This is a genomic window from Methylobacterium sp. CCH5-D2 (genome assembly GCF_001556475.1).
Lineage (GTDB): Bacteria > Pseudomonadota > Alphaproteobacteria > Rhizobiales > Beijerinckiaceae > Methylobacterium > Methylobacterium hispanicum.
This window is the reverse complement of the sequence record NZ_LSIX01001138.1, coordinates 1-5,092: the sequence shown is the minus strand read 5'-3', so window position 1 is coordinate 5,092 and position 5,092 is coordinate 1. Positions and strand designations below refer to the sequence as shown.

The following is a 5,092-nucleotide window of genomic DNA, read 5'->3' as shown; positions in this document are numbered from 1 at the left end:
GAGCAGCACGGGCCGCACCTGCCGCTCGCGACCGACGTGGTGATCGCCGAGGGTTATCTCGCGCGCGTCGCGGCCCTCGCGCCCGACGATCTCGACGTGCTGACCCTGCCGGTGCAGACCATCGGCAAGTCGGACGAGCACGACGCCTTCCCGGGCACCCTGACGCTCTCCGCCGAGACGGCGCTCCGAGCCTGGACCGAGGTCGGGGCGGGCGTGCACCGGGCCGGTTGCCGCCGGCTCGTCGTCGTCACTTCCCACGGCGGCAACAGTGCGCTGATCGACCTCGTGGCGGCGGAGCTGCGCGGACGGCTCGGCATGGTCGCGGTGACGACCGCCTGGGCCCGCTTCGGCTACCCGCCGGGCCTGTTCCCGGCGGACGAGGTCGCCTACGGCATCCATGCGGGCGGGATCGAGACCGCCCTGATGCTGGCGCTGCGGCCCGATCTCGTGCGCGCCGACCGGATCGCCGACTTCCCCTCCCGGGCTCTGCGGATGCGCGGGGATTTCACGCATCTGAGCGCCGGCCGCCCCGCGGCCTTCGCCTGGAAGGCCCAGGACCTGCACCCCTCCGGCGCGATCGGCGATGCGCGGCTCGGGCGCGCCGAGGCGGGCCACGCGGCCCTTGACCACGGCGCGCGGGCCTTCGTGGACCTGCTCGCCGACGTCGCCCGCTTCGATCTCGAGGGCTGAGCGGGCCGTAACCGCCGCCGCCCCGCGCGCGAAGAGTGCGGACCGGCCGCCCGTGCCGGCTCGTCATCTCGGCCAGGCCCATGCTGCTCATCCTTGCCCCGGAGACCCGCCCCGACGCGCTCTTCCCGCTGCGCCCGCGAACGTTAGAATCCCGCCCGCAGGCACGCGGCGGGGCGGCGATGGCGCTGGAGGAGAGGCTGGCTGCCGCGATGCGCGCGGCGCAAGGGGGCGACGCGGAGGCCTACCGCGCCCTCCTGCGGGCCTGCCTGCCGGTGGCCCGGGCCGCCGTGTGGGCACAGGGCCTGCGCGGCGAGGCCGTCGAGGACGCCGTCCAAGACACGCTCGTCACCCTGCACCGGGTGCGGGCGAGCTACGATCCGGCGCGGCCCTTCCTGCCCTGGCTGCGCGCCATCGCGCAGCGCCGGGCGATCGACGCCCTGCGCCGCGCCGGGCGCCGCCCGCGGGAGGTGCACGACCCGGCGGCCTACGAGGCCGAACCGGACGCCCGGCCCGCGCCCGGCGAGGGCCTGGAGGCGCGCGAGCGCGCCGCCGACCTCGCCCGCGCCGTGGCGGCGCTGCCCGCCGGACAGCGGCAGGCCGTCGAGGAGCTGGCGCTGCGCGAGCGCTCCCTGGAGGAAGCCGCGGCGCTGACCGGGCGCAGCAAGGGCGCCCTGAAGGTGAACCTGCACCGGGCGATCAAGGCCCTGCGCGCCAGCCTCGCCGGCCCGGGCGTCGGACGCCCGGGAGAGTAGCCGATGTCCGAGATCCAGCTCCGCCCGCACGACCGCCTCGTCGACGACCTCGTCGCCCGGCTCGAACCGGTCCGTCCCCTGCCCTCCCCGGGCCGGCGCGCCCTCGTCTGGGCCGGCGCCGTCCTGGCGCTCGGCCTCGGCCTCCTCGCCGTGTTGGAGCTGGAGGGCCTGCGGGGCCCGCACCCGGCCGAGGCGCCGCTCGTCCTGTTCGGCGCGGTGCTGACGGCGCTCTCCGCCGCCTACGCCGCCTACGCCGCCTTCGCCACCAGCGTGCCCGGGCGTCCGGCGCGCTGGGCCCTGCTGCCGCTGGCGCCCGCCGCCCTCTGGATCGGCGCGAGCGGGCCGGGCTGCCTGCGGGCGCTGGCCGGCCCCGGCCTCGAGGCCCCGCACGCGCCGCACGGCTGCTTCATCTTCCTGCTCGGCGTGTCGCTGCCGCTCTCCGTGCTGCTGGTGCTGATGCTGCGCCGGGCCTGCCCCTTGCGCCCGAACCTCACCGCGGCGCTCGGCGGCCTCGCGGTCGCGGCGGCGGCGGCCGCGCTCCTAGCGCCCTTCCACCCGCTGGAGACGACCGCGGTCGACCTCATGGTCCACGGGGCGACCGTGCTCGGGGTAATCGGGCTCAACGGCCTCGCGGGCGGGCGCCTGCTCGACCGGAGCCGGCGTTAGAGGACGCGGGCGAACCGGCCGTCCGCCCTACGCCTCCTCCGGCATGAGCCCCGGCCAGTCCACGATGCGCTCCGGGTACTCCTCGTCGAGGAACTCCTCCTCGTTGCCGGCCAGCCGCCCGCGCACCGAGATGCCGGCCTCGTGGACGCTGCCCGCGCGGCCGGAGACCAGGGGGTGCCAGTCGAAGAGCGGCTCGCCGTCGCGCACGAGGCGGTAGGCGCAGGTCGGCGGCAGCCAGGGGATAGTGCGCACTGCCTCCGGCGTCAGGCGCACGCAGTCCGGCACCCGCTTCTGGCGGTGGGCGTAGTCGCGGCAGCGGCAGCCGATCCCGTCGAGGAGCGTGCAGCCGATATCGGTGTGGTGGACCTCGCCCGTATCCTCGTCCTCGAGCTTGATCAGGCAGCAACGCCCGCAGCCGTCGCACAGGCTCTCCCACTCCTCGGAGGTCATCGCCTCCAGGGACTTGGTGCGCCAGAACTCGTTCGACGGCACGGCCGCACCGCGGCGCGGGGCCCTGGGGCTTCCCATCGGGAGCCTCTCGACAATCGGGGGTGGAGCCTCCGTCTGCCGCAAGGCAGGCCCGCACGCAAGCGTGGCGGGGCGCGGGTCAGGGCGTCCCGAGGTCCGAAACCTCTGGCGGGTCCAGGGCGGAGCCCTGGGAGAGCGGGACGCCACCGGTCCGCCCCATTCGGCGATCAAGGTTAAGCGGAGATTGCCGGGCTCCGGATCCGCCTCCCGGACGTTGTCCGCGAACAAGCCTCGCGGAAGGCCGTGGGGCTTGGTAAGGATGCCGGGCTCCCGACTGCCGTCCCTGGTGCCTTCGAAGCCGGATCCCTCGTCGTGCGTCTGCCGAACCTCACCGCGATCCGGACCCGCCTCCAGCGCGCCGCGCTGGGCTTCGATGCGTGGGTGAACGCGGGCCTCTACGACAGCGGTCAATCGACCGGAATCGTCTACGAGCGCTTCCAGGCCGTGATGAACCGGTTCTCGGTGCGCGGCTGGAAGCGCGTCGCGCTCGACCTCACGAGCGAGGGTGTCACGCTCGGCACCGTCGGCTTCCTCGGCATGCTGGCGCTGGCCCAGCCCGCCTTCAACCTGACCAGCGAGAACTGGCTGAAGCAGCAGGACCTCGCGGTCACGTTCCTCGACCGCTACGGCACCGAGGTCGGGCGGCGCGGCATCAAGCACGACGACTCGCTCAAGCTCGACGAGTTTCCCGACATCATGATCAAGGCGCTGGTCTCGACCGAGGACCGGCGCTTCTACGAGCACTGGGGCATCGACCCGATCGGCACGCTGCGCGCGCTGGTCAACAACTCGCGCGGCGGCGGCAACACGCAGGGCGGCTCGTCGATCACCCAGCAGCTCGCCAAGAACCTCTTCCTCACGAACGAGCGCTCCATCGAGCGCAAGGTCAACGAGGCCTTCCTGGCGCTGTGGCTGGAGTTCCACCTCAGCAAGAACGAGATCCTGAAGCTCTATCTCGACCGGGCCTATATGGGCGGCGGCACCTTCGGCGCGGTGGCGGCGGCGGACTACTATTTCGGCAAGCCCCTGAAGGACATCAGCCTCGCCGAGGCCGCGATGCTGGCCGGCCTGTTCAAGGCGCCGACGAAGTACGCGCCCCACGTCAACCTGCCGGCGGCCCGCTCCCGCGCGGTCGACGTGCTGCACAACATGGTGGAGGCGGGCTTCGTCACGGAAGGCCAGATCCAGACGGCGCTCCGCAACCCCGCGACGCCGGTGACCCGCACCCGCGACATCACGGCCGACTACTACCTCGACTGGGCCTTCGGCGAGATCAAGCAGATGGCCGACGCGGGCAAGTTCCGCAACGACCGCGTGCTCACCGTGAAGACGCCCCTCGACGTCGCGATCCAGAAGCGGGCCGACGAGGTGGTGGCCAACGTGCTGCGCAAGTCGGGCGACGCCTACGACGTGGAGGAGGCCGCGATGGTCATCCTCGATCCCGACGGGGCGCTGCGCGCGATGGTGGGCGGGGCCGATTACGGCGAGAGCCAGTTCAACCGCGCCACCGACGCGCTGCGCCAGCCCGGCTCCTCGTTCAAGCCCTACGTCTACGCCGCCGCGCTCGCCTCCGGCCAGTACAAGCCCGAGACCGTGGTGGTCGATCGCCCGACCTGTATCGGCAACTGGTGCCCGCAGAACTACGGCCGTTCCTACTCGGGGCGGCAGCCGCTCTGGCTCGCGGTGGCGAAATCGATCAACACTATCCCGATCCAGGTCTCGATCCAGCTCGGCAAGGCCATGGGCATCAACCACGAGGCGCGCGCCGCGGTGGCGGGCCGCAAGAAGATCATCGACACCGCGCATGCCATGGGCATCACCACGCCGCTCGTCGACTCGGTCTCACTGCCGATCGGCTCGGCCGAGGTCACGGTGATCGATCAGGCGGCGGCCTACGCGGTCTTCGCCAACGGCGGCAAGCGGGCCAAGCCCTACGCGGCGATGGAGGTGAAGAACTCCTCCGGCGAGGTGATCTACCGCCACGCGGACGAGCAGCCCGAGCAGGTGCTCTCGACGCAGGTCGTGGCCGGCATGAACTACATGCTCAACAAGGTGGTCGAGGAGGGCACGGCCCGGCGCGTCCAGATCGAGGGCGTGAAGATCGCGGGCAAGACCGGCACCACGAACGGCTACAAGGACGCGTGGTTCGTGGGCTACTCGGGCAACTACGTCGGCGCCGTCTGGTTCGGCAACGACGACAGCACCTCGACCAACAAGATGACCGGCGGCTCGCTGCCCGCCCAGACCTGGCACGACGTGATGGAGCCCGCCCACCAGGGCATCGAGATCAAGCCCCTTCCCGGCCTGAAGGTGCCGAACCCCGGCGCCCAGGCCGCGGCCCCGACCGCCCCGACCAACCCGGCGGCGAGCAATTTCGGCAAGCTCTCGCGCCGCTCCTTCGAGGTGATCAGCGGCGTGAACGGCCTGTTCCGCACCGTCGAGGCGCCTCCGAGGCC

Annotated in this window: 5 protein-coding genes; 4 read left to right on the top strand and 1 reads right to left on the bottom strand. The window is 72.7% G+C overall.

The annotated features are described in order from the left end of the window. The 3 genes from AX737_RS30945 to AX737_RS30935 form a co-directional block, all read left to right on the top strand. Positions 1 to 690: creatininase family protein (locus AX737_RS30945; protein ID WP_066927968.1), on the top strand; the 690-nt coding region annotated here is incomplete at its 5' end. A 179-nt stretch (positions 691 to 869) separates the two neighbouring features. Then, positions 870 to 1,442, top strand: coding sequence for a sigma-70 family RNA polymerase sigma factor (locus AX737_RS30940; RefSeq protein WP_066927970.1), 573 nt, complete (start codon positions 870 to 872; stop codon positions 1,440 to 1,442). 3 nt (positions 1,443 to 1,445) lie between these two features. After that, positions 1,446 to 2,108 carry an NrsF family protein gene (locus AX737_RS30935; protein WP_066927966.1) on the top strand — a complete coding sequence of 221 codons (663 nt, stop codon included), beginning with the start codon at positions 1,446 to 1,448 and terminating at the stop codon, positions 2,106 to 2,108. A gap of 27 nt (positions 2,109 to 2,135) precedes the next feature. Here the strand turns inward: AX737_RS30935 and AX737_RS30930 are convergent, their stop codons facing one another. Beyond that, positions 2,136 to 2,636 carry a YcgN family cysteine cluster protein gene (locus AX737_RS30930; protein ID WP_066927964.1) on the bottom strand — a complete coding sequence of 167 codons (501 nt, stop codon included), beginning with the start codon at positions 2,634 to 2,636 and terminating at the stop codon, positions 2,136 to 2,138. 312 nt (positions 2,637 to 2,948) lie between these two features. Between AX737_RS30930 and AX737_RS30925 the strand changes: the two genes are divergently transcribed. Continuing rightward, positions 2,949 to 5,092: PBP1A family penicillin-binding protein (locus tag AX737_RS30925; RefSeq protein ID WP_066927962.1), on the top strand; the 2,144-nt coding region annotated here is incomplete at its 3' end.